Source organism: Arthrobacter terrae, from assembly GCF_015708085.1.
Lineage (GTDB): Bacteria > Actinomycetota > Actinomycetes > Actinomycetales > Micrococcaceae > Arthrobacter_M > Arthrobacter_M terrae.
Genome location: NZ_JADNYM010000052.1, coordinates 1 through 2,987 on the forward strand (window position 1 = coordinate 1; position 2,987 = coordinate 2,987).

Genomic DNA, 2,987 nt, shown 5'->3' on the forward strand with positions numbered 1-2,987 from the left:
ATAAAAAAATCGGTATCGACAAAACTTGGCACACTATTGAGTTCTCAAACAACAGACGCACCCGGACTCAACGACCAAAAACAACCGTCTCGCTCCGAAGCAACTTGCCTAACTTACCGGATCAACGCCCACCAAGCAAACCGGCTAACCGACCCACCCAACAAACCCAACCCAACCCACACACCACCACAAAAAACAAGCGACACAAAATCACCGGACAAAACATCCGCAGAAAATGTGGGGGTCCGTCCCACCTCAGCGGTGGCAACTAGAGAAACACTACCCCCCAACCACCCAAAACACCAATCCACGATCCACCACCCCAACCTACGGACGGGACTGCCCTTCGCGGGGTCTATGGCACGCGGCAGACCTCCCTCATACGACACACCTCAGACAGTCCGCCGTTAAACGTGCCATGGTTCCTCTGCGGCGCGAACGGCAAGTGTTAGCTGCAACTCTGAACTGACCATAGACGGCATTTAGATTTGACCGTTCGCGGCAGTGGTTTTGACCAGTGGCTGCAAGTGTTTTGACCAGTGGTTCGCCGTGGTACTTACGGCGTGGGTGTGCTGGGATTCCCTTGTCCATCCCTCGTGTCTATACGCGGAGAGCCCCTTCTTTCGGGGTGAAATGCCGATGCCAATCGATTTCAATTTCACCCATGTTTGGGAAGGAAGGGGCTCGTTATGAAGTCCCCAGGAGAGTTCATGGAAATTTTAGCTGCTTTTGATCTAACCCAGTCGTACCGTGGTGCCGCCGAGGTTTGCGGCGTTTCACACAACACTGTCCGTTCGTATGTGAAAGCCCTCGAAGCAGGTCCCCTAGCACCGATTGCCCGTCAGCGTGGCAGGATCACTGATCCGTACCCGCCTCAGATGGAATCGCTGGTCGACAAGTCCCGTGGGAAGATCCGCGGAGACGTGGTCCATGGCAAGCTCGTTGCTTTGGGCTATACCGGCTCGATCGGCACGACCCGCTACGTGCTGGCCGGGTTGAAGAGCAAATACAAGGCTCAAAACGCCCGTGTTCACCGCCCTTAGACCGTGGAACCGGCGCTGTGACTCCAGTGGGATTACGGAGACGGACCGGTCGTTGACGGTGTGAAAGCAGTGTTGTTCGTGGCTTTGCTGGCGTACTCACGCTTTAGGATCGTGATCCCTTTGCGGGAGGAGACCATGCCTAGCATTTTCGCCGCACTGGACCGCTCCTTTCGCCTGATCGGCGGGGTCCCAACCTACGTTTTGACGGATGATGAGCGCACAATTACGGTCGATCACGTTGCCGGGATTACGGTCCGCAACGCGCAGATTGTCGCGTTCGCAAGGCACTATTCCACCGCCGCGCACACCTGCATGTCGGCAGACCCGGCATCGAAGGGTGGGGTGGAAAACGCTGCGAAGATCGCCAAGGCAGACCTGGTCCCCAAGGAGACGAACCTGCGCCCGGAATACGCCTCTTTCGTCGAGTTGGAGCAGGCGTGTGAGGCGTTTATGGAGGAAGTGAATTCCAACGTGCACCGGGCCACGTTAAAGATCCCCAAGGACATGCTTCGACTGATTGAACGGCCCAAGCTGCACCCGGTCCCGGCCGTGCCGGTGACAGCGAGTTTCGGCCAGGTCCGGCAAGTCCCACCGAATACGCCCATGGTCACCTACGAACACTCCCGCTATTCAGTCCCGCACACCCTGATGGGGCAAAGAGTCTGGGTGCGGAGTACCGACACACACGTGGTCATCGTCCATGTCGGGCAGGGCAGACCGGTCGAAGTCGCCCGCCATGAGCTCACCCGCCCCGGCGTGCCAGTAATCATAGACGCCCACTTCCCGCCAGCCTGCGCCGACGCCCTGGAACGCGTCATTTGCCCCACGAACACGGCAAAAAGAGTTCCTTGCCCTTGGGATCGGGGCAGCGTCTTGGCTCAAGGAAGCTGCCGCGGTGCACCACCGCTTCACCCATGAAGACCTAGTCTCCATCATTACCAACACCGCCACCGGCGAGCTGGCCGGAGACGGCAATAACAGCCGGCACACCGTGACCGATCAGGGCCAATGGCTCTCCCAAGGCACTGGCGGATGCGCCAATTTCGGCACCACCAACACCACCAACACCGCTGAGGACAGCGACACCACTAATCTTGAAGGAGCCACCGAATGAGCCCCACAACCCTTGCCCAGGCACCGCTGACGGATGCGGCCCTGGAACAGGTGATTGCGTTGATGCGCACCACCCGGATGCCGCACGCCCGCGCCGTGGTCACCGATGTCTTGGCCACCGCAAAAGCCCAACGCTGGGACCCCACCGAAGTCATTCGCGTGCTGCTCGAGGCCGAGGCGACCGGGCGGAACCGGTCTATGCGGGCCACCCGGCGCAAACGCGCAGGGTTCCCCACCGGGAAAACCTTCGATGTCTGGGACAAGACCCTCTCGACCCTGCCGGCGGCGACGACCTCGTTCCTGCGAACCCTGGAATGGGTGCGCCGGCGAGAGAACCTGATCGCATGCGGACCCTCCGGGACGGGCAAGACTTTGCTGCTTGAATCCCTAGGCCAGCAGGCCATCGATGAAGGCATGTCCGTGTCCTGGCTGAGCCTGGAAGACCTCGGCGCCCTCGTCCGCCGCCACCGCATCGATGACAGAGTTAACAAAGTCATCACCCGCGTCACCAGCGTGGCTTTAGTCCGCATTGACGATATCGGTCTTTTACCGGTCTCCGGCGACACCGCCGAAGGATTCCACCGAGTCGTGGAAGCCTCCTACGAGAAACGCTCCCTGGCGATCAGCTCCAACATCCACCCCTCCGGCTTCGACGAGCTCATGCCCAAAACCATTGCCAGCGCGATCGTGGACCGGTGGTGGTTGGTCCGGGTTGTGGGGTGTTAAAGGGGTCAGGCCCCGCACGGTGTGCGGGGCCTGGTCCTTTGAATGGTTGTCCGGCGGTGTCCTACTCTCCCACACCCTCACGAGTGCAGTACCATCGGCGCTGTG

4 protein-coding genes are annotated in these 2,987 nt (G+C 59.9%); all 4 read left to right on the forward strand.

Annotated features, from left to right (window positions below; genetic code table 11):
- Window positions 1–710 precede the first annotated feature (710 nt).
- Window positions 711–1,043 (forward strand): hypothetical protein, encoded by a 333-nt coding sequence (locus IV500_RS21815; RefSeq protein WP_230855304.1) that lies wholly within the window; start codon window positions 711–713, stop codon window positions 1,041–1,043.
- A gap of 135 nt (window positions 1,044–1,178) precedes the next feature.
- Window positions 1,179–1,961, forward strand: a complete 783-nt coding sequence (locus tag IV500_RS21820; protein WP_230855305.1) for a Mu transposase domain-containing protein — start codon at window positions 1,179–1,181, stop codon at window positions 1,959–1,961.
- Window positions 1,939–2,157 (forward strand): hypothetical protein, encoded by a 219-nt coding sequence (locus tag IV500_RS21825; RefSeq protein ID WP_230855306.1) that lies wholly within the window; start codon window positions 1,939–1,941, stop codon window positions 2,155–2,157. Before IV500_RS21820 ends, IV500_RS21825 begins: the two co-directional genes overlap by 23 nt.
- Window positions 2,154–2,882, forward strand: a complete 729-nt coding sequence (locus IV500_RS21090; protein ID WP_196398780.1) for an ATP-binding protein — start codon at window positions 2,154–2,156, stop codon at window positions 2,880–2,882. The genes IV500_RS21825 and IV500_RS21090 overlap by 4 nt, the downstream gene beginning before the upstream one ends.
- Window positions 2,883–2,987: the final 105 nt, after the last annotated feature.